At 72.8% G+C, this 21162-nt stretch carries 16 protein-coding genes; 10 read left to right on the top strand and 6 right to left on the bottom strand.

The genetic code is table 11. From position 1 onward, the window contains the following. Window positions 1-82: 82 nt before the first annotated feature. Together EJG53_RS08265 and EJG53_RS08260 are read right to left on the bottom strand one after the other, a co-directional pair. Window positions 83-967 carry a hypothetical protein gene (locus EJG53_RS08265; RefSeq protein WP_371858665.1) on the bottom strand — a complete coding sequence of 295 codons (885 nt, stop codon included), beginning with the start codon at window positions 965-967 and terminating at the stop codon, window positions 83-85. 457 nt (window positions 968-1424) lie between these two features. Then, the gene (locus tag EJG53_RS08260) at window positions 1425-3104 is read right to left on the bottom strand and encodes a PucR family transcriptional regulator (protein ID WP_125044309.1); all 1680 of its coding nucleotides are present in this window, start codon (window positions 3102-3104) and stop codon (window positions 1425-1427) included. Window positions 3105-3421: 317 nt separating this feature from the next. Here EJG53_RS08260 and EJG53_RS08255 point away from each other — a divergent pair, with 317 nt between their 5' ends. The 5 genes from EJG53_RS08255 to EJG53_RS08235 all read left to right on the top strand — a co-directional run bounded on the left by EJG53_RS08255 (window position 3422) and on the right by EJG53_RS08235 (window position 10224). After that, complete coding sequence (locus tag EJG53_RS08255; protein WP_125044308.1) at window positions 3422-4309, top strand: FAD binding domain-containing protein; 888 nt, start codon at window positions 3422-3424, stop codon at window positions 4307-4309. Further along, complete coding sequence (locus tag EJG53_RS08250; RefSeq protein ID WP_125044307.1) at window positions 4300-4956, top strand: (2Fe-2S)-binding protein; 657 nt, start codon at window positions 4300-4302, stop codon at window positions 4954-4956. The genes EJG53_RS08255 and EJG53_RS08250 overlap by 10 nt, the downstream gene beginning before the upstream one ends. 2 nt (window positions 4957-4958) lie before the next feature. Further along, window positions 4959-7343, top strand: coding sequence for a xanthine dehydrogenase family protein molybdopterin-binding subunit (locus EJG53_RS08245; protein ID WP_125044306.1), 2385 nt, complete (start codon window positions 4959-4961; stop codon window positions 7341-7343). A gap of 168 nt (window positions 7344-7511) precedes the next feature. After that, on the top strand, window positions 7512-8969 hold the full coding sequence (locus EJG53_RS08240; RefSeq protein WP_125044305.1) for an NCS2 family permease: 1458 nt from the start codon (window positions 7512-7514) through the stop codon (window positions 8967-8969). A 34-nt stretch (window positions 8970-9003) separates the two neighbouring features. Beyond that, complete coding sequence (locus EJG53_RS08235) at window positions 9004-10224, top strand: XdhC family protein (protein ID WP_125044304.1); 1221 nt, start codon at window positions 9004-9006, stop codon at window positions 10222-10224. Here EJG53_RS08235 and EJG53_RS08230 read toward each other — a convergent pair. Further along, entirely contained in the window at window positions 10166-11656 is a 1491-nt protein-coding gene (locus EJG53_RS08230; RefSeq protein WP_125049241.1) for an MFS transporter, read from the bottom strand. The two genes, EJG53_RS08235 and EJG53_RS08230, sit on opposite strands and share 59 nt — an antisense overlap. Window positions 11657-11771: 115 nt before the next feature. Between EJG53_RS08230 and EJG53_RS08225 the strand changes: the two genes are divergently transcribed. After that, the gene (locus tag EJG53_RS08225) at window positions 11772-12263 is read left to right on the top strand and encodes a winged helix-turn-helix transcriptional regulator (RefSeq protein WP_125044303.1); all 492 of its coding nucleotides are present in this window, start codon (window positions 11772-11774) and stop codon (window positions 12261-12263) included. 14 nt (window positions 12264-12277) lie between these two features. Here EJG53_RS08225 and EJG53_RS08220 read toward each other — a convergent pair whose 3' ends face one another. Next, a complete protein-coding gene (locus EJG53_RS08220; RefSeq protein WP_125044302.1) occupies window positions 12278-13273 on the bottom strand; it encodes an endonuclease/exonuclease/phosphatase family protein in 996 nt (331 codons plus the stop codon). A 627-nt stretch (window positions 13274-13900) separates the two neighbouring features. Here EJG53_RS08220 and mgtA point away from each other — a divergent pair. From mgtA to EJG53_RS08200, 4 genes are all read left to right on the top strand, one after another. Beyond that, a complete protein-coding gene (gene mgtA / locus EJG53_RS08215; RefSeq protein ID WP_125044301.1) occupies window positions 13901-16636 on the top strand; it encodes a magnesium-translocating P-type ATPase in 2736 nt (911 codons plus the stop codon). A 93-nt stretch (window positions 16637-16729) separates the two neighbouring features. Next, window positions 16730-17590, top strand: a complete 861-nt coding sequence (locus EJG53_RS08210) for an MgtC/SapB family protein (protein WP_244955042.1) — start codon at window positions 16730-16732, stop codon at window positions 17588-17590. Between the two features lie 33 nt (window positions 17591-17623). Then, window positions 17624-18835, top strand: coding sequence for a GNAT family N-acetyltransferase (locus EJG53_RS08205; protein ID WP_125044300.1), 1212 nt, complete (start codon window positions 17624-17626; stop codon window positions 18833-18835). A gap of 140 nt (window positions 18836-18975) precedes the next feature. Beyond that, window positions 18976-19323 (top strand): PRC-barrel domain-containing protein, encoded by a 348-nt coding sequence (locus EJG53_RS08200; protein ID WP_125044299.1) that lies wholly within the window; start codon window positions 18976-18978, stop codon window positions 19321-19323. 79 nt (window positions 19324-19402) lie between these two features. Here the strand turns inward: EJG53_RS08200 and EJG53_RS08195 are convergent, their stop codons facing one another. Together EJG53_RS08195 and EJG53_RS08190 are read right to left on the bottom strand one after the other, a co-directional pair. Continuing rightward, window positions 19403-20083, bottom strand: coding sequence for an HD domain-containing protein (locus EJG53_RS08195; protein ID WP_125044298.1), 681 nt, complete (start codon window positions 20081-20083; stop codon window positions 19403-19405). 145 nt (window positions 20084-20228) lie between these two features. Beyond that, window positions 20229-21113 carry a helix-turn-helix domain-containing protein gene (locus tag EJG53_RS08190; RefSeq protein ID WP_125044297.1) on the bottom strand — a complete coding sequence of 295 codons (885 nt, stop codon included), beginning with the start codon at window positions 21111-21113 and terminating at the stop codon, window positions 20229-20231. Window positions 21114-21162 lie beyond the last annotated feature (49 nt).

Raw genomic sequence — 21162 nt, 5'->3', positions numbered from 1 at the left:
CGGGGTCGGTGGGGTGCGCGGAGTGACATATGCCCCGGCCACGCGGCATGCCGTGCCCTACGATGGCACGCCCTGTCGTGCCCTACGACGGCGCGGGCGCCACCGGTACGTCGGCGAGATGCTCGGCGAGCCAGGTCGGTACCCCGCCCATGAGCCGGAAGAGCCGGGCGGCCTCGGCGCGCAGTCCCGCCGCCTCTTCCGGCGGGGCCGCGTCGGCGAGGGCGACCAGCGCCGGCGCCGTACCGACCAGGAATCCCAGCTCCTCGCGGATGCGCAGCGACTCGGCGAAGCCGTGCCGGGCCTCGGCCAGTTCGCCGTCGCGCAGGGCGAGACCGGCGAGGTGGCGCCAGGTGAAGGACAGCAGCAGGGCGTCGCCGTGCGCGGTGGCGCCCGCGTGGGCGCGGCGGTAGGCGGCGCGGGCGGAGTCCGGGCTGTCGGCGACGTGTTCGGCCATCAGGCCGCGCCGGAAGTCCAGCATCGGGCGGCCGGGCGCCGCCGGTGCCAGCAGTGCCGCGGCGCGGCCGAGCGCGGAACGGGCCTCGTCGGCGCGGTCGCGCACGCCGAGGACGGTGGCGGCGTACGCCAACTGGCCGCGCTCGCAGGCCGCGGCGCCGCGCTCGTCGTTGTCGCCCGCCAGCGCCTCGGCGGCGCGCAGCGCGTCCTCGGCCGCCGCCCAGCCGGTGGCGGTGAACATGCAGCGTTCCACGAGGAGCGCGGCGCGGCGGATCGCGTACGGGGGGAAGCCCGCCGCGTGGGGTTCCAGTAGTGCCGCCGCGTCGTCCCAGCAGCCACGGGACCGCAGCCGCCACACGGCGCGGTCCAGGGCGTCCGCCCCGGCCGCCGACCTGGCGGCCGGAACCCCTGGCGCCGGTCCCGCGGCCCGTGCGGTTTCCGCGGGTTCCACCGGTTCCGCGGTTCCCGCCGTTTCGGTGGATCCTGCGGCTCCTGACATGGCGGTGTCCGCCACATTGCCCTCCCGAGCGCACCGTTGAGCTGGATCTGAGAAGCAGTGGGCGCATCTCAGCATGGATTCCGCCGCCCGGCCAAGGGGGAAGGTGAATGATTTCACAATCTCTTGGACGCGTTACGGGGTTGACGGCGCACTCGCGGGACGGGCGGGGCGCGGCGCCCCAAGGGCCGGGGTGCTCACGGCGCGCTGTCCGGCCGGGCTGCCGGGATACGCCCGAACGGGTGATGCCGCTCGCCCCTTCCCCGCCGTTGCTGACGCGGAGTCAATTAGCGGCGGAGGGCGACCAGTTGCTTATCGGCCGCCGGAGCGGTACATACGGGCCATTCCGATATGGCCGGATGCGCGCCCTGCCGCCCGGCGTCGGGGAGCCGGGGCCGGGGGACACCGGAGGGGTGACGCGCAGGCGGAGCCAGGACGTCCGCGGCCGCGTCCCGTCCCGCCCGCCGTACGCGTCTCAGCTCATCCGCAGCGCCAGGAAGAAGTCCAGCTTGTCCTCCAGGCGCGCCAGATCGCGTCCGGTCAACTGCTCGATGCGGCCGACCCGGTAGCGGAGGGTGTTGACGTGCAGGTGGAGACGGGTGGCGCAGCGCGTCCAGGAGCCGTCGCAGTCGAGGAACGCCTCCAGGGTGGGGATCAGTTCGGCGCGGTGGCGGCGGTCGTAGTCGCGCAGCGGGTCCAGGAGGCGGGCCGTGAAGGCGCGGCGTACGTCGTCGGGGACGAACGGCAGCAGCAGGACGTGGGAGGCCAGCTCCTCGTGGCCCGCCGCGCAGACCCGGCCGGGGCGGGCGGCGGCGACCCGGCGGGCGTGCCGGGCCTCCTCCAGGGCGCCGCGCAGGCCCTCCGCCGAGTGGACGGAGGCGCTGACGCCGATGGTCAGCCGCCCGTCGTCGGCCAGCCCGCGGGTCAGCGGCTCCTGGACGACGGACAGCAGGGCGCCGGCCTGGAGCCCGGCGGCGGACGCGGCCCGGCCGTCCCGCGCGTCGCCGTCCTCCGGCACGGCCGGCAGCGGCACCAGGGCCACCGCCTCGTCGCCGGTGTGCGCGACGGCGATCCGGTCGGACGGGTCGGGCCCGAACGTACCGGGATCGACCAGCACCTCTTCCAGGAGCGCCTGGGCGACCGGCCCGCCGGGCACGTCCCCGCCCTCCCACTCGACACGGGCGACGACGACCTGCCAGTGCGGGGCGGTGCCCAGTCCGGGCAGCAGCACCGGGGCGGCCACCCGCAGCCGCGCGGCGATCTCGGCGGGCGCGGCGCCCGTCTGCACCAGTTCGAGGACTTCCTGGGCGAGGCGTCTGCGCACCGTACGGGCCGCGTCGCGGCGGTCGCGTTCGACGGCGATCAGCTGGGTGACGCCGTGCAGCAGGTCCAGCCGCTCCTCGGCCCAGTCGCCCGCGTCCGCCTCGACGGCCAGCAGCCAGTCGGACAGCACGGTCTCGCGCAGGTCCCGGCCGGTGCTCCGGATGGGGAAGAGGGAGTACGTGGTGCCGCCGAGCGGGAGCCGGTAGGGGCCGCGGCGGCCGGTGCGGGACGCGGCCAGGTGCTCGCCGGCCAGCCGGGCGCCCACCTCGGCGGGCAGCTCCGGGCCCGATCCGGCCAGCGTGGACCCGGCGATCTGCCGGCCGGTGGGGGACAGCACCCAGGCGCGCAGGTCCAGGTCGGAGCCGAGCAGGTCCAGGACGACCTCGGGGCCGCCGCCGGCCGGCCCGGATGTCATCAGGCGGCGGTGCCGGTCCACCACGGCGGCCAGGTCGCCTGCCCGCTCGCCGGAAACCTGCCGTACGACGTACTCGGTGATCGACGCGAACGAGACGGCCTCGACGACGGAGAACAGCGGCAGGCGGTGCCGGGCGCAGGCCGTCACCAGGTCGTCGGGGACCGAGCCCAGCTCGGCCTCGCCGGCGGCCAGTCCGGCGACCCCGGCCGCGGCCAGGATGCGGACGAACCGCTCGGAGTCGGCCGGCTCGCGGCGCCAGGCCAGCCCGGTGAGCACCAGTTCGCCGCCGGACAGGTAACGGCTGGGGTCGCGCAGGTCGGTGGTCATCACGCCGCGCACGGTCCGGTCCAGTTCCTCCTCGCCGCCCAGCAGCCGCAGGCCGAGGGTGCCGGTGTCCAGGAGTGCGCGGAGCCGCATGGTCTCTCGCCCGCCGTTCTTTTCTGTCTGGTGTTGCCGGTGGAATACCGCGAGGTTTCTGCGCCCCGCTTTTCGTTCGAATCTACAAGACATGCGCCGTGGCCAGCCAACCGCTTCATGGTTTCGGTGACTGCACCCGGCGGGTGCGCGGCGCGTTCACTGGGCCCGACCGCGTAAACACGACATGAACAGCCCGGCGGACGCGAGGGCCGGAAGTCCTCGCTCCGGGCAGCGGACGACCCGATTGCGCAAGCGGAGCCGGTGCCCGGCCGGCCCGGTGCTCCGCCGCACCGAAGATTCGTGGGAGAGAGCCCCGTATGGACTTCCTTCGCCCCGCAAGCTGGGAGGAGGCGCTCGCCGCCAAGGCCGAGCACCCCACCGCTGTGCCGATCGCGGGCGGCACCGACGTGATGGTCGAGATCAACTTCGACCACCGCCGCCCGGCCTACCTGCTCGACCTGAACCGCGTCGACGACCTGCGGGAGTGGGAGGTGGGCGAGGAGACCGTACGGCTGGGCGCGTCCGTGCCGTACACGCAGATCATGGAGCACCTGCGCACCGAGCTGCCCGGCCTGGCGCTGGCCTCGCACACCGTGGCCTCCCCGCAGATCCGCAACCGCGGCGGCGTCGGCGGCAACCTGGGCACCGCCTCCCCGGCCGGCGACGCGCACCCGGCGCTGCTCGCCTCCGGCGGCGAGGTCGAGGCCGAGTCGGTCCGCGGCCGCCGCATGATCCCGATCGACGCGTTCTACCTGGGCGTCAAGCGCAACGCGCTGGAGCCGGACGAGCTGATCCGCGCGGTGCACCTGCCGAAGGCGGACGGCCCGCAGCAGTTCTCCAAGGTCGGCACGCGCAACGCGATGGTCATCGCGGTGTGCGCCTTCGGCCTCGCGCTGCACCCGCGCACCCGGACGATACGCACCGGCATCGGGTCGGCGGCGCCCACCCCCGTACGCGCCAAGGCCGCCGAGGAGTTCCTGGCGGCGGCGCTGGAGGAGGGCGGCCACTGGGAGTCGGGGCGGCCCGTGCCGCCGTCCGTGGCGAAGCAGTTCGCCGAGCTGGCGGCGGGCGCCTGCAACCCGATCGACGACGTGCGCGGCAGCGCGAAGTACCGGCGCCACGCGGTAGGGATCATGGCGCGCCGCACCCTCGGCTGGACCTGGGAGTCCTACCGGGGCAACGAGAGGAGCGCCCAGTGCGCGTGAAGTTCACCGTCAACGGCCGCGAGCAGCAGGCCGACGACGTATGGGAGGGCGAGAGCCTGCTGTACGTGCTGCGCGAGCGGATGGGCCTGCCCGGCTCGAAGAACGCCTGCGAGCAGGGCGAATGCGGCTCCTGCACGGTCCGCCTGGACGGCGTGCCGGTGTGCTCCTGCCTGGTCGCGGCCGGGCAGGCGGAGGGCCGTGAGGTCGTCACCGTCGAGGGGCTGGCCGACTTCGCCGAGCAGCGCGCGCGGCGCGGCGGCTGCGCCACCGGAGCCTGCGGCACGGCGGCAGGCACGGCGGCAGGCACGGCTTCCTCCGGCACGGCGTCCGGTACGAGCCTGGACGCGGCGCGGCGCCGGCAGGCCAAGCCCGCCGGCGCCGACGGCCGGACGGGGGAGCAGGCCGGGCTCGCGCCGATCCAGCAGGCGTTCATCGACGCGGGCGCCGTGCAGTGCGGTTTCTGCACCCCCGGCCTGCTGGTCGCCGCCGACGAGCTGCTGGAGCGCAACGCCCAGCCGTCCGACGCGGACATCCGCGAGGCGCTGTCCGGCAACCTGTGCCGCTGCACGGGCTACGAGAAGATCCTCGACGCGGTCCGGCTCGCCGCCGCCCGCGGCGACGCGCGGACCACCGGAACGGGGGCCTGACCATGACCGGAGTCACCCGCACACCCACCCATCTCACCCAGGGCGGCACGGCCGACGCGGGCATCGGCGCCTCCACGCTCCGCCCGGACGGCACCCTCAAGGTGACCGGCGAGTTCGCGTACTCCTCGGACCTGTGGCACGAGGACATGCTGTGGGGCTTCACCCTGCGCTCCACCGTCGCGCACGCCGAGATCGTCTCCATCGACACCTCCGAGGCGCTCGCCCAGCCCGGCGTGTACGCGGTCCTCACCTACGACGACCTGCCCACGGACGTGAAGAACTACGGGCTGGAGATCCAGGACACGCCCGTCCTGGCGCACGGCAAGGTCCGCCACCACGGCGAGCCGGTCGCGCTGGTCGCGGCCGACCACCCGGAGACCGCCCGCCGCGCCGCCGCCAAGATCAGCATCGAGTACCGCGAGCTGCCGCTGGTCACCGACGAGGAGTCGGCGACCCGCGAGGGCGCCCCGCTGGTCCACGAGAACCGCACCGACCACCACGCCGGACACGTACCGCACCCGAACATCGTGCACCGCCAGCCGATCGTGCGCGGCGACGCCGAGGCGGCGGCCCGCCGCGCCGACGTGATCGTCACCGGCGAGTACGTCTTCGGCATGCAGGACCAGGCGTTCCTCGGCCCGGAGTCCGGCCTCGCGGTGCCCGGCGAGGACGGCGGCGTCGACCTGTACGTGGCCACCCAGTGGCTCCACTCCGACCTGCGCCAGATCGCGCCGGTCCTCGGGCTGCCCGAGGAGAAGGTCCGGATGACGCTCTCCGGCGTCGGCGGTGCCTTCGGCGGCCGCGAGGACCTGTCGATGCAGATCCACGCCTGCCTGCTCGCGCTGCGCACCGGCAAGCCCGTCAAGATCGTCTACAACCGGTTCGAGTCGTTCTTCGGGCACGTCCACCGGCACCCCGCCAAGCTCTGGTACGAGCACGGCGCCACCAAGGACGGCAAGCTCACCCACCTGAAGTGCCGCATCGTGCTGGACGGCGGCGCCTACGCGTCCGCCTCCCCGGCCGTCGTCGGCAACGCCTCCTCGCTCTCCGTCGGCCCGTACGTCGTCGAGGACGTCGACATCGAGGCCATCGCCCTGTATTCGAACAACCCGCCCTGCGGCGCCATGCGCGGCTTCGGCGCCGTCCAGGCGTGCTTCGCCTACGAGGCGCAGATGGACAAGCTGGCGAAGAAACTGGGCATGGACCCGGTCGAGTTCCGCCAGCTCAACGCCATGGAACAGGGCACCCGGCTGCCGACCGGGCAGGAGGTCGACTCCCCGGCGCCGGTCGCCGAACTGCTGCGCCGCGTCAAGGCGATGCCGCTGCCGCCGGAGAACCAGTGGGTGACCACCGAGGGCGCCGACGTCCGCGCGCTGCCCGGCGGGCTGTCCAACACCACGCACGGCGAGGACGTCGTCCGCGGCGTCGGCTACGCCGTCGGCATCAAGAACGTCGGCTTCTCCGAGGGCTTCGACGACTACTCCACCGCCCGCGTCCGGATGGAGGTCGTCGGCGGCGAGCCGGTCGCGACCGTGCACACCGCGATGGCGGAGGTCGGCCAGGGCGGCGTCACCGTCCACGCGCAGATCGCCCGTACCGAGCTGGGCGTCGAGCAGGTCACCATCCACCCGGCCGACACCCAGGTCGGCTCGGCGGGCTCCACCTCCGCCTCCCGGCAGACCTATGTCACCGGCGGCGCGGTGAAGAACACCTGCGAGCACGTCCGCGAGAAAGTCCTGGAGCTGGGCCGCCGCAAGTTCGGCACCCACCACCCGGCGTGGGCCACCGCCGAACTCGTCCTGGAGGGCGGCAAGGTCGTCACCGACGGCGGGGAGGTGCTCGCCGACCTGGTGGACGTCCTGGAGGGCGAGGCCGTCGACCTGGAGCTGGAGTGGCGGCACCGGCCCACCGAGGCGTTCGACCTGCGCACCGGCCAGGGCAACGGCCACGTCCAGTACTCCTTCGCCGCGCACCGCGCGGTCGTCGAGGTGGACACCGGACTCGGCCTGGTCAAGGTCATCGAACTGGCCTGCGCCCAGGACGTCGGCAAGGCGCTCAACCCGCTCTCCGTCGTCGGCCAGATCCAGGGCGGTACGACGCAGGGTCTCGGCGTCGCGGTGATGGAGGAGATCATCGTCGACCCGAAGACCGCGAAGGTCCGCAACCCCTCGTTCACGGACTATCTGATCCCCACCATCCTCGACACGCCGACCATCCCGGTCGACGTGCTCGAACTCGCCGACGAGCACGCCCCGTACGGGCTGCGCGGCATCGGCGAGGCCCCCACCCTGTCGTCCACCCCGGCCGTCCTCGCGGCGATCCGGAACGCGACCGGGCTCGAACTGAACCGGACTCCGGTCCGTCCGGAGCATCTCACCGGTACGTAGCCGCTCCGGCCGGGCAGCCGTACGGCGGTGATCGGCACCGCCGTACGGCTGCCCGCCGCAGGCGCCTGGGCCGTCCCCCGGGTCGTGCAGCCGATGTTCCATCCCAAATCTCGCGGCGCGGTGCGCGCGTGACGCGAGGGCCCCTATGAACCTTGGGAGTAAGGCACCATGACCCAGCAGTTCCTGGAGCCGCAGACCACGGCGGAAGACGCGGGCGCCGGCTCGCGGCAGCCCGCCGGCCGGTCCTGGCTCGACCGGTACTTCCACATATCCGACAGAGGGTCGACGGTCGCGCGCGAGGTGCGCGGCGGCATCACCACCTTCATGGCGATGTGTTACATCCTCCTGCTCAACCCCCTCATCCTGGCCACGCCGGACGTCGAGAAGCACACCCTGGCGAGCGCCGGGGTGGTCACGGCCACGGCGTTCGGCGCGGCGGTCTGCACCCTGCTGATGGGGTTCGTCGGCAAGGTGCCGCTGGCCCTGGCCGCCGGGCTGAACGTGTCGGCGGCGCTGACCTCGCAGGTCGTCCCGTACATGACGTGGCCGCAGGCCATGGGGATGTGTGTGCTGTACGGCGTCGTGATCATGCTCCTGGTGGTCACCGGCCTCCGCGAGATGATCATGAACGCCATCCCGCTGGCCCTCAAGCACGCCATCACCATGGGCATCGGGATGTTCGTCGCCCTGCTCGGCCTGGTGAAGGCCGGCTTCGTCGGCAAGGGCACCGGCGGCCCCGTACAGCTCGGCCTGACCGGCGAACTCTCCGGCTGGCCGGTCCTCTTCTTCGCCGTCACGCTGCTGCTGATCTTCATGCTCCAAGCCCGCAACATCCCCGGCGCCATCCTCATCGGCATCGTCGTCGGCACGATCCTGTCCGTCCTCGCCACCAGCCTCGGCGGCCTCACCGACAAGGACTGGGGCGGCACCTCGCCCGAGCTGCACGGCAGCGCGGTGGCCGCGCCCGACTTCGGGCTCTTCGGGCACGTCGAGTTCGGCGGCTGGGACCAGATCGGCGCGATCACCGTCGGCATGATCGTCTTCACCCTGGTGCTGGCCGGGTTCTTCGACGCGATGGCCACGATCATCGGCGTCGGAACGGAGGCCGGGCTGGCCGACGGCAGGGGCCGGATGCCCGGCCTGTCCAAGGCGCTGTTCGTCGACGGCGCGGGCGGCGCGATCGGCGGTGTCGCCGGCGCGTCCGGACAGACCGTGTTCATCGAGTCGGCAAGCGGCGTCGGCGAAGGCGCCCGTACGGGCCTGTCCTCGGTCGTCACCGGCCTGTTCTTCGCGGCCTGCCTCTTCTTCACCCCGCTCACCCAGCTCGTGCCCGCCCAGGTCGCCGCGGCCGCCCTCGTCGTCATCGGCTCGATGATGATGAGCGCCGCCAAGCACGTGGACTGGAGCGACCGATCGGTGTCGATCCCGGTGTTCCTCACCGTGGCGCTGATGCCCTTCACGTACAACATCACCGCGGGCGTCGGCGCGGGCGTCGTCGCCTACACCGCCATCAAGACCGCGCAGGGCAAGTGGCGGGAGGTCGGCGCCTTCATGTGGGTACTCAGTCTGATCTTCCTCGTCTACTTCGCACTGCACCCGATCGAGAACTGGCTGGGCGTCGAGTAACACCCGCCCCGCACCCACCCGTAAGGAGACCGACATGCTGGACATCGCCGACGAGCTGCACCGGTGGGCCCGGCAGGGACGACCCTTCGCGGTGGCCACCGTCGTGGCCACCAGCGGCAGCGCGCCCCGCCAGCCCGGTGCCGCCCTGGCCGTCGACCGGGACGGCACGGCGATCGGGTCGGTCTCCGGCGGCTGCGTGGAGGGGGCGGTCTACGAACTGTGCCAGGAAGCGCTCCGCACCGGGGAAACCCTCCTCGAACGCTTCGGCTACAGCGACGAGGACGCCTTCGCGGTCGGCCTGACCTGCGGCGGCGTCATCGACATCCTGGTCACTCCGGTACGGCCGTACGACGCGGACGCACCGGGCGTGCCGGACGCACCGGAGGACGGCGGCACGACCCGTACGGAGCACGCCACGGGCCGTACCGCCACCCTCACCGCCGCCCTGGCCGCCGCGGCCTCGGGCGAAGCGGCGGCGGTGGCCCGGGTCGTCGGCGGCCCGGCCCGCCTCCTGGGCGGTGCCCTGCTCGTACGCCCCGACGGCGGTGTCAGCGGCACCCTCGGCGGCCCCCCGGGCCTGGACCGCACCGCCGCCCACGAGACCCGCGCCCTGCTGGACGCCGGCCGCACCGACACCGTCGAGATCGGCGCCGACGGCTCCCGCTGCGGCGAACCCGTCCGCCTCCTCGTCGAGACCTCCGTCCCCGCCCCACGCATGATCGTCTTCGGTGCCATCGACTTCGCCGCCGCGCTCGTACGGGCCGGGAAGTTCCTCGGCTATCACGTCACCGTCTGCGACGCCCGCCCCGTCTTCGCCACCCACGCCCGCTTTCCCGACGCGGACGAGATCGTGGTCGACTGGCCGCACCGCTACCTCGGAACCCAGGACCTCGACGCCCGCACGGCCCTCTGCGTCCTCACCCACGACGCCAAGTTCGACGTCCCCCTCCTGGAACGCGCGCTGCGCCTCCCCGTCGCCTACGTCGGCGCCATGGGCTCCCGCCGCACCCACCTGGACCGCCTCGCGCGCCTCCGCGACATCGGCCTGACCGAACTCGAACTCAACCGCCTGCGCTCTCCCATCGGCCTCGACCTCGGCGCCCGCACCCCCGAGGAGACGGCCCTGTCCATCGCCGCCGAGATCATCGCCAACCGCCGCGGCGGCACCGGCGTCCCCCTGACCGGCGCCCACACCCCTATTCACCACGACCGTCCGGCGCCGCTGGACCGCATAGGGCCGGCTTCGGTGGCGTGACGGGACGGAGCCGAGGACGGCGGCGGCGCTCCCGAGGGCTGAGGAGGACGGCGAGCACGGCGGTCAGGAGGGGGACCAGGAGCGCGGTGCGGTAGGCGGTGAGGAGACCGGCGTCACCGGGGGCCGTGGCGGCACCCGCGACGGCCGTGGCGACGGCGGTGGCCGCCGACAGGCCGAGCGCGGCACCGAACTGCAAGGACGTGTACAGGAGTCCGGCCGCCAGCCCCTGTTCGTGTTCGGCGACGCCGTCCGTGGCGGTCATCGTGAGCGGCCCGTGGACCAGCGCGAAGGCGACACCGATCAGCAGCAGGCTCGGGAACATCGCCGCGTACGCGCGGTCCATGCCGAGCGGCAGGAAGGCGGCGTACGCGACGGCCGCCAGCAGCAGACCGCCCAGGATCACCCGCGCGGTGCCGAACCGCCGGACGAGCCGGGGCGTCAGCAGCGGCGCGAGGACCACGTCGGCACCCATGGCCAGCATCGCGAAGCTCGTCTGCACTGTGGACCAACCGCGCAGTTCGCGCAGGTAGAGCACGGCGATGAACTGGAACCCGAAGAAGCCGGCGGTGAACAGCAGCCCGGTGAGATTGGCGCGCACCAGCGATCGCGTGCGGAAGATGCCCGGCCGCACCAACGGCGCCGGCGACCGGCGTTCGATCAGCGCGAACGCGAGCAGGAGGACGAGGGAGGCGGCGAGGGCGGCCAGGGTCTCGGCCGGCGGGGCGTGGGTGGCGCGTTCGACGGTCAGGACGAACAGGAGGATGGCGGCGGTGACGGTGACGGCGCCGGGGAGGTCCAGGCGGGGGCGTTGCCCTGCGGTTGTCCCGGCCGCGGGCGTCCCGGCCGTGCGGATCTCCTCCGTACCGCGCGTCTCCTCCGTACGCGGAATGAGCGGCAGCCCCGCGGCGAGGATCAGGGCGGCCAGGACGACCGGGACGAAGAACACCCACCGCCAGTCGGCCGCCGTGAGCAGGCCCCCGACGACCAGGCCGACCGAGAAGCCGCCGCCCCCGGTGCCCGAGTAGACCAGCAGTGCCGTGGTGCGCTGCCGCCCCGCGGGAAAGCCGGTGGTGATGACGGACAGCCCGGCGGGCATCAGGAACGCGGCGCAGGTACCCGTCACGAACCGGGCGAGGACGAGCGTCCAGCCGTCGCCCGCGAGTCCGCCGAGGCCGGAGAAGACCAGGAAGACCGCGAGCGGCAGCAGGAACATCCGCCGCCGTCCGAACAGGTCGGCCGCCCGCCCGCCGAGCAGCATGAAGCCGCCGTAGCCGAGCACGTACGCGCTCATCACCCACTGCAACTCGCCGGTGGTCAGTCCGAGTTCGGCCCGGATCGACGGCAGTGCCACGTTCAGCATGGCGACGTCGATGCCTTCCAGGAAGATCGCTCCGCACAGCACCAGCAGCACGCCCCGGCTGCGGCCGCTCATACGGTCGCCGTCCGCGGGCGGCAGGGTGGCGGTGATCGGGTCCATGATGCGGTTCCCCCTGTGCCGGTCGGTTACCTCTTGTTACCGACCGCATCTTCCGGCACCGTGAACCACCATGGAAGAAGGCACTTCGAAGTCACTCGGGCACACCGGAGTAACCCGTCCGGCCGAGCCGTGCGGCGACGGCGCGCACGGCACGGTTCCCGGAGCCGAGTGCGACTACGACGCCCGGCAGTGGGACGTACGGGAGGGCTGCGAGGTCCGGCAGATCCTCGACCGGGTCGCCGACAAGTGGTCGCTGCTCGTCATCGCGCTGCTGGACCGCCGTACGCTGCGCTTCACCGAACTGCGCCGCGAGGTCGACGGCATCAGCCAGCGGATGCTGACGGTCACCCTGCGCCAGCTCGAACGCGACGGCCTCGTCCGCCGCACGGTGCACGCGGTCGTCCCGCCCCGGGTCGACTACGAGCTGACGCCGCTGGGCGCGACCCTGCACGACACCATCCAGGCACTGGTCACCTGGACCGAGGAGCACCAGGCGGAGATCGCCGAGGCCCGTGCCGTGTACGACCACCGTGAACGGGAGCAGGGGCAGCGGGAGAGCTGAGGTGGGGAGACACCTCAGCGCGTCGCGTGCAGCTCCAGGTCCACCAGCAGCGCCCGGTGGTCCGTGTCCGGCAGGTCCAGGAAGCGGGCCGCGCGGGGGCACAGGGCGTCGCTGACCAGGACGTGGTCGATCTGGGCCCCCAGTACGGGAGTGGTGCGGGCGGGCCAGGTCGGGGTACGGGGACTGCCGGCCCGCCGGGCGCTGTCGTGCAGCCCGGCGTCCAGGACGGCCCGGAAGGCGGCGTGGTCCTGGGACGAGTTGAAGTCGCCTGCGACGATGAGGGGTTCGGGACTGCGGGACGCGGCGAGGTCGCGGAGACGGCCCAGTTCGGAGCGCCAGGTGTGCAGGGAGGCGGGCAGCGGGGGCATGGGGTGGGCCACCTGGAAGCGCAGGCGGTGGCCGGAGACGGTGACGGCCGCGCGGGGCATGGCGAGTTCGCCCGCCACCGCGCCGTCCGGTCGCAGCGGGAACCGGCTCAGTACGGCGGAGCCCTCGGACGCGCCGTGTCCGGCGAGCAGGCGGAAGGGGTAGGCCGCGCGGACGTCGGGGGAGCCCAGGGCCGTGGCGCAGCGCTCCGGATCGCACTCCTGGACCGCCACGAGGTCGGGGCGCTCCCGCCGCAGCGTGGCCAGCAGCCCGTCCGTGGCGCGGCCGAATTCGAGGTTGGCGGTGAGGACGCGGAAGTGGGTGAGGGGCGCACCGTGCGACGCGGGGGCGTCGTCGCCGTACGGCGGGACGAACCCGGCCAGGCCGAGCAGTGCGGCGGCGGCCCAGAACAGGCCCGGCCGCCAGCGCGCCGCGAAGGACAGCGCCAGGGCGAGCCCGGCGGGCACCAGCAGCCAGGGCAGGAAGGCGAGCAACTGCGGTACGGGCGTCACGCCGTCCGCGCCGGCGGCACGGAAGACGAGGGGGACGGTGGCGACGAGGAGAAGCGCGACCGTGACGGCCAGGGCCGCCCGCCGCCGTGGTGCCGTGCCGGTCGCAGCGGCCGTGGCATTTCCCGTCGCCATAGGACGATGATGCCGTACCGGAGGGCGGGTGCGAGGTGAATCACAGCGGCGCTCGGCGAATTCTTGGCCGAAAGGGGAGAGGTAGCGGGCCGGGTATGGCATTATTCGGTGGTGAGGGTGCCGGAACGCACGGCGCCCAGGTTTGTGTTCCGCGCGAGCAAGGAGGTGATCGGGATGAGTCCCGAAGGAAGTCCTTGCAGCAGCGTTGCAGTGTGCTGACTGCTGATTTCCCCGTGAGCTGACACCGGCGTCCCGTTAGGCCCGGTGTATCGCCGCGCTGTGTGCCACCCCCGCTGAGAACTGCCGGGTTGTCCGCTGCCGGAAACCGCCGAGCGTGGCGATGACGGCGGCCGCCCGTGCGGGCTGCCCCCGGCTGCCTCCTCTCCGCGGTCCGTATATTCGTTCCCTTTTCCGTGTGCCGCGCACCACGCGCCGTGCGCGGAAATGCGTACGGCTGTGCCGTGGTGCTTTTTGGCGTGCGTGCGCTCTTTTCCCTTTCCCGTGATTTTCCCTCACCGATAACCGCAATTCCCTGTGCCGGGGTCCCGCGCCACCGGGCCGTGCCGTCATGCCCGCATGCCGTCATGCCCGATGCCGCCGCGCCCCCGTACGGATGGAGGTTTTGCCATGACCGACCTGCTCACCCCCGAGAAGCTCGATCCGCCGGGCCGCCGCATGCGCCGCCGGGAGCGGAAGGCCGCCGAACTGGCTGCCCGCACCCGCGCCGTCGGCGAGCACCTGGCCGCTGTCAGCGCGCGCCCGGCGTCCCGGGTCCTCCAGGACCTGCACACCGGACGCGACGGCCTGCTCCAGGAGAACGCCGAGGCCCGCCTGGAGCGCGACGGCCTCAACGTCGTCGAGCACGAGCGCCCGCCGCGCTGGTACGTGCAACTGGCGAAGGCGTTCTGGAACCCGTTCATCCTGGTGCTCGCGGGCCTGGACGCCGTCATGCTCGTGCAGTGGCTCCAGGCCGCCGACACGGAGCCCTTCGACCCGAAGATCCCGACCCTCGGCGCGATGGTGCTGATCAGCGCACTGCTGCGGTTCTGGCAGGAGTACCGCTCGGGCAGCTCGGCCGCCGCGCTGCGCGCCCTGGTCACCACGACCACCGCCGTACAGCGCCGGCCCGCCCGTACGGAGGCGCCGGCCACCGTGGAGATACCGGTGGCGGACGTTGTACGCGGCGATGTCGTCGTGCTGGCCGCCGGTGACCTCGTACCGGCCGACCTGCGGCTGCTGACCGCCAAGGACCTCATGATCGCCCAGGCCGCGCTCACCGGCGAGTCGCTGCCCGTCGCCAAGGCCGACACCCGGGCCGAGGACCACGGTCAGCACACGACCGCCGACCCGGTGGAGGCGGACAACCTGGCGCTGGCGGGCACCTCCGTCACCTCCGGCACCGCGACCGGCGTGGCCGTCGCCACCGGGCGGGACACCTACTTCGGGTCGATGGCCGGTTCGCTGGCCGGCGAGCGCCCGGAGACCAGCTTCGACGCCGGGGTGAAGAAGGTCAGCTTCCTGATGATCCGCTTCATGCTGGTGATGGTGCCGCTGGTGTTCGCCGTCAACGGCCTCACCAAGGGCGACTGGGCCGATGCGTTGGCCTTCGCGGTGGCCGTCGCGGTGGGCCTGACGCCCGAGATGCTGCCGATGGTGGTCACCACCAACCTGGCGCGCGGCGCGGTCGCCATGGCGAAGCACAAGGTCGTGGTCAAGCGCCTGAACGCCATCCAGAACCTCGGCGCGATGGACGTGCTGTGCACGGACAAGACCGGCACCCTGACCGAGGACCGCGTCGTCCTGGACCGCTACCTCGACGTACACGGCCACGAGGACGGCGAGGTACTGGAGTACGCCTACCTCAACAGCCACTTCCAGACGGGGCTGCGCAACCTCATGGACCAGGCCGTCGTCGACCGGATGCACGATGCCGAGGAGGTGGTCGTCGACGCGCGGTTCACGCTGGTCGACGAGGTCCCCTTCGACTTCGCGCGGCGCCGGATGTCGGTGGTGCTGCGGCGCAACGACCTCGAAGGACCGGCCGCCGAACACCTCCTCGTCACCAAGGGCGCGGTGGAGGAGGTCCTCGCCCTGTGCACCCATGTCACCGACGGCGGACAGCGGGTGGAGCTGACGGACGTCCTGCGCCGGCAGGTCGCCCTGACCGCGGAGAACCACAACCGGCAGGGCCTGCGGGTCCTGGCGGTGGCGACCCGTACGCTGCCCGCCACCCGCGAGACGTACGGCGTCGCCGACGAGGAGGAGCTGACCCTGCGCGGCTTCCTGGCCTTCCTCGACCCGCCGAAGCGGGACGCCGCCGAGGCCCTGCGGGCGCTGGCCGGCAGCGGTATCGCCGTCAAGGTCGTCACCGGCGACAACGAGCTGGTCGCGGCGCGGGTGTGCGCCGACGTCGGTATCGAGGCGGGCACCGTCGTCACCGGGCCGTACCTCGATCTGCTCGACGAGCCGGAGCTGGCCGCCCTGGTCCGTACGACGACCGTGTTCGCCAAGGTCAACCCCGTACAGAAGGCCCGGATCGTCCGTGCTCTCCAAGGTGCCGGGCACACCGTCGGCTTCCTCGGCGACGGCATCAACGACGCCGCGGCGCTGCGCGAGGCGGACGTCGGCGTCTCGGTCGACACCGCCGTCGACATCGCCAAGGAATCCGCCGACATCATCCTGCTGGAGAAGGACCTGACCGTCCTCGGACAGGGCGTCCTCCAGGGGCGCCGTACCTTCGGCAACACCATCAAGTACATCAAGATGACGGCCTCCTCGAACTTCGGGAACGTCTTCTCGGTGCTGGCCGCCTCCGCCTTCCTGCCGTTCGAGCCGATGCTGGCCACCCAGTTGCTCGTCCAGAACCTCTGCTACGACATCTCGCAGCTCGCCACGCCCTGGGACCGGATGGACGAGGAGTACGTGCGCAAGCCGCGGACCTGGGACGCCCGGGGCCTCGGACGCTTCATGCTCTTCCTCGGCCCGACCAGCTCGGTCTTCGACATCACCACCTTCCTGCTGATGTGGCACGTCTTCGGGGCGGACAGCGAGGCGCACCAGGCGCTGTTCCAGTCCGGGTGGTTCGTCGAGGGGCTGCTGACGCAGACGCTCGTGGTGCACATGCTGCGCACCCGCAAGATCCCGTTCGTACGGTCCCGGGCCACCTGGCCGGTGCTGGTGATGACGGCCCTGGTCATGGCGTTCGGCATCGCCCTGCCGTTCTCGCCGCTGGCCCCGGCCCTCGGCCTGACGGCGCTGCCGCTGAGCTACTTCCCGTGGCTGGCCGGGACGCTGCTGGCGTACTGCCTGCTGACCCAGGGGGTGAAGACCTGGTACATCCGCCGGTTCAACACCTGGCTGTGAACCGCCGATGGAGAAGGCCGACAGCGAAAGCCGGCAGTGCAAGGGGCCGCCTCCGGGCGGCCCCGCACCGGCGCACGGAGGAGGAGCGCGATCATGGTGAACGAGTGGCAGCTTGCCGGCAACATCGCCGCCGGCCTGGGATTCGGCGCGGTCATCGGCCTCGAACGGCAGTGGCGCGCCCGGATGGCGGGGCTGCGCACCAACGCGCTGGTCGCCGCCGGCGCCGCGCTGTTCGTCCTGCTGTCCCAGTACGGCTTCGCGGCCGCGACCAGCACCACCGGCTACGACGGATCGCGGGTCGCCGCACAGATCGTCTCCGGCATCGGCTTCCTCGGCGCCGGCGTCATCATGCGCGACGGACTGAGCGTCCGCGGCCTGAACACCGCCGCCACGCTGTGGTGCTCGGCCGCGGTCGGCGCCCTGGCGGGCACCGGGCTGTACGTGGTCGCGGCGCTCGGCACGGCCGGGGTGGTCGGCGCGAACCTGGTGCTGCGGCCGCTCGGCCGGCGGATGGACCGGGAGCCGGGCGGTGGCGCGGAGGTCTCGACGGACTACTACTTCGAGGCGGTGTGCCTCGAAACCGAGGAAGCGCACATCAGGACGCTGGTCGTGCAGGCTGTCACCCGGTCCGGCTTCCGGCTGAGGGCGGTGCACAGCCGTGACGAAGGCGCCGCCCGGCCGGACGAGGGGACGCCGCCGAAGGTCACCGTCGCCGCCGAGCTGACCACCGAGCGGCGCGACGACAGCCTCCTCGAAGAGGCGGTCAGCCGACTGTCGCTGGAGCCCGCGGTGTCCGCCGTGAGCTGGACCGTCCTGAACAACCCGGACGGCGGCGAGGAGGGCTACGCCGAGCCGTACGGCGCGGACTACGGCGACCGAGGGCGGAACGGGCGGCGCCACCGGGTGCGGGACTTCTTCTCGGGGCCGGGCGGGCCGTCGCGTAAAAACGGGTGACGGCGCGCGGGGCCCGGCGTTACCGTCCCTCAGGTGACCACGGACATACGGGACATCCCCGAAGCCCACGTCGACCGGGCCCTCGACCTCGCACACCTCGCCTTCCACGTGACGGCCGGCGACGCCACCCGCAAGCGCCAGCGCGAACTGCTGCTGAACGCCGAGCGGGTGGGCGCGTACGACGACGAGGAGATCGTCGGCTTCGCCGCGGCACACCGCCTGGGCCTCTCCGTACCGGGCGGCGAACTGCCCGCCGCCGAACTGGACTTCGTCTCGGTCGCGCCCACCCACCGGCGGCGCGGCGTGCTCACCGGCATGATGAGCGAACTCTGGCGCCGCTGCGCCGCCGACAACCGGCCGCTGGCCTGTCTGTGGGCGTCGGAGGAAGCGATTTACGGCCGCTTCGGCTTCGGCCCCGCCACCGAGGCGTACCACGTCGAGATCAACACCACCCGGCCCCTGGACCTGCGCATCACGCCCGACCGGCGCCCGCTGCGGCTGCTCGCCCCGGCGGACGCCGTCGCCGTACTCGCGCCGCTGTACGAGACGGGCCGGGCGAGGCGCGGCGGACGGCTCTCCCGCGACGAGGCGTGGTGGCGGCGCGCGCTGCGCCCCGACGACGAAGACGGGGACGACGTGAAGGACGGCCCGGCGCGCGTCGTCGTCCTCGGCGACAAGGACGCACCCGCCGCCGGATACGCCGTCTACCGGGTGGGGGAGAAGGGCACCGTCACCGTCGAGGAACTGGAGGCGGACGACGCGCCGGCCGCCGCCGCCCTCTGGTCCTACCTCGCCTCCATCGACCTGACGCGCAAGGTACAGGTCTGGGCGGTCGCCCCCGACGACCCGCTGCTGCACTTCGCCGCCGACCGGGACCAGGTACGCGTCACCGGCCAGTGGCCCGCGATGTGGCTCCGGCTGGTGGACGTGGCACGGGCCCTGACCGCCCGCTCCTGGGCCGCGCCCGTCGACCTCGTACTGGAGGTGCGCGACGCCTCCCTGCCCGCCAACGCCGGCCGCTTCCGGCTGACCGCCGACCCGTCCGGCGCCACCTACGCACCCACCGGCGACCCGGCCGACCTGGCCCTGGACGTACGGGACCTGTCGGCCTGCTACCTCGGCGGCGTCCGGCTGCGCCGGCTGGTCCACGCCGGACTGGTCGAGGAACGCACGCCCGGCGCGGCCCGGCTGCTGGACGCCGCGCTGGAGACGGAGTACCTGCCGTTCGCCGGTGAAGGCTCCTGAGGACCGGGAACGGCCGGGAACCGCTGGGTGCGGGCCCGGTGGCCGGAAGCGGCGCGCCGTACCGCCTCCGCCGTTTGGGTGCGGTACGGCCGGGCACCCGGCGCCGTGTTCCGAGACCCGATCGTGCGAAGGAGCGTTCCATGACCGACATCTGGGGCTACCCGGCCGGCGCCGGCCACACCGCCGGCACGGACCTCGTGGGCTACAAGGTCGAGGCCACGGACGGCAGTATCGGCAAGGTCGACAAGCACTCCGACGAAGTGGGCTCCGCCTGGATCGTGGTGGACACCGGAGTCTGGATCTTCGGCAAGCACGTCCTGCTGCCGGCCGGCGTCATCGCGTCCGTGGACACCGACGAGCGCAAGATCTACGTCTCCCGCACCAAGGAAGAGATCAAGAACTCCCCGGAGTTCGACAAGGAGAAGCACCTCGGCAACCCGGACTACCACGAGCAGCTCGGCTCGTACTACCAGCCGCACCACCGGTGAACGGCCGGGCCTGACCTGCCGTCGGCCGAGGACGGGGCTCCCGGGCCCCGTCCTCGTGCCGTGCCCCGGCGGGGGCCCGTCACTCCTCGAACGGCGCGGCCAGCACCAGATCCTCCGCGGTGGGTACCGGGAAACCGGGGAGGTGACGGCGGCCGACCTCGGCGAAGGGGTGCATCAGTACCGACATGGGTTTGGTGCGGCACAGCGACAGGATGTTGTCCATCACTTCCCGCTTGAAATGCTCCCTGGGACAGGCGGCGAGTATCTCCCCGAGAACGTCGGACGGAATCTGCTGTAAGCCGTTCCCGGTGAAATCGAGGCCCGAACCCTCGGAGACCATGGCGATCTCCGGGCTTTTCCGTGTCGCGACACCGACGGTCGTGTGCAGGGCGATCGCGTCCCAGACGACCTCCACCCGTTCGGCCGGCATGTGCTGTTCCCGCAGGAACCGCCGCGCGGCGTCGGCACCGTCGACCTCGAACCGCTCGTCCGGTGACCGGTACGCGTCCACCAGCCCGAGATCGTGCAGGGCCGAGGCGACGAAGGCCAGTTCACGGTCGTAGGTGACGCCGCGTCGGTCGAGGAGCAGGGAGCCGAACAGATACGTCCGTATGACGTGGTTGTAGAGCGACGCGGAGGACACGCGCCGTACGAATGCCGCGGTGTTCCGTGCGAGTTCACTGTCGGGGAAGCGCACACCGGCTATTTCCGTGGGCAGGGCCGCGGGATGGGAAGGGTTTTTCTTCGCCGTGTCGGACATGGGGCCAGCTTTCTCGTCGGCGGTTGACGCCCCGAGGTTATGACCGGCGATCTTCGGGCCGACAGCGGCGAAACTGCCGATAACCTCCGGATTCCCGCCAGCGCATACGGCGGCTCACCGGAAATGACGGAACGGCCCGTCCCGCTCACGGCAGCAGCCCCGCCCGCCGCGCCGCCACCACCGCCTGGAGCCGCGAGTGCACCCCCAGCTTGCGCATGGCGGACCGCAGGTAGCTCTTGACCGTCTCCGGGCGCAGCCCCAGCCGGTCCGCCGTCGCCGCGTTGGTCGCGCCGGAGGCCACGTACGCCAGGACGTCCACCTCACGCGGCGCCAGCACCGGGCCGTCCAGCCGGCCGGGTCCGCCCGCCGTCCGGCCGGGCCCGTCGCCCGTACGGCCGCGCCCGGGAGCGGACGCCGCCGCCAGCCGTCCGCACGCCGCCAGCAGCTCGTGCCGCAGCACCGGGTCCGCGACGCGCTGTGCCAGGGCCCGCAGGTCGCCGTGCGCCTCCCGGACCTCCTCCCAGGCCGCCGGATCGGCGGCCGCGGGCTGCCGGGCGACCGACAGCAGCCGCTGCGCCTCGTCCTGGAGCAGCAGGGCCTGCTCCAGTTCGCGGGCCGCCTCCATCGCGGCGGACAGCGGGCGGTCACCGAGCTGTACGGGACGGCGCAGCGCCCCGTACAGCACCCCGCGCACCCGCCGCCGTACGACGACCGGCACCGCGAGCACGGAATACAGACCCTCGGCCGCCACGGCGGCGTCGTACTCGTGGCTGATGACGGCGGACGCGTGGTAGTCGGTCACGGCGAAGGGGCGGGTGAGCACGGCCGCCTTGCCGCCCAGGCCGTTGCCGTGCCGGACGGCCAGGCCGTGCAGCGCGGCGGTTCTGGCGCCCGTCAGCTCGCTGATGCGATAGCGGCCGGTGCCGTACCGCAGACCGCCGAACGCCACCGGCAGCCCGCTCGTCCGCCGCAGCCGCAGCAGCGCCGCCCGTACGTCGGCGGACCCGCCGCACTCCGATTCGACCCGCACGCCGAAACCTCCGCTTCCCCCGTTCGGGGGTGGTGAGACCTGCGTCACT

Source organism: Streptomyces chrestomyceticus JCM 4735 (assembly GCF_003865135.1).
Lineage (GTDB): Bacteria > Actinomycetota > Actinomycetes > Streptomycetales > Streptomycetaceae > Streptomyces > Streptomyces chrestomyceticus.
This window is presented reverse-complemented; position numbering and strand designations above follow the sequence as displayed.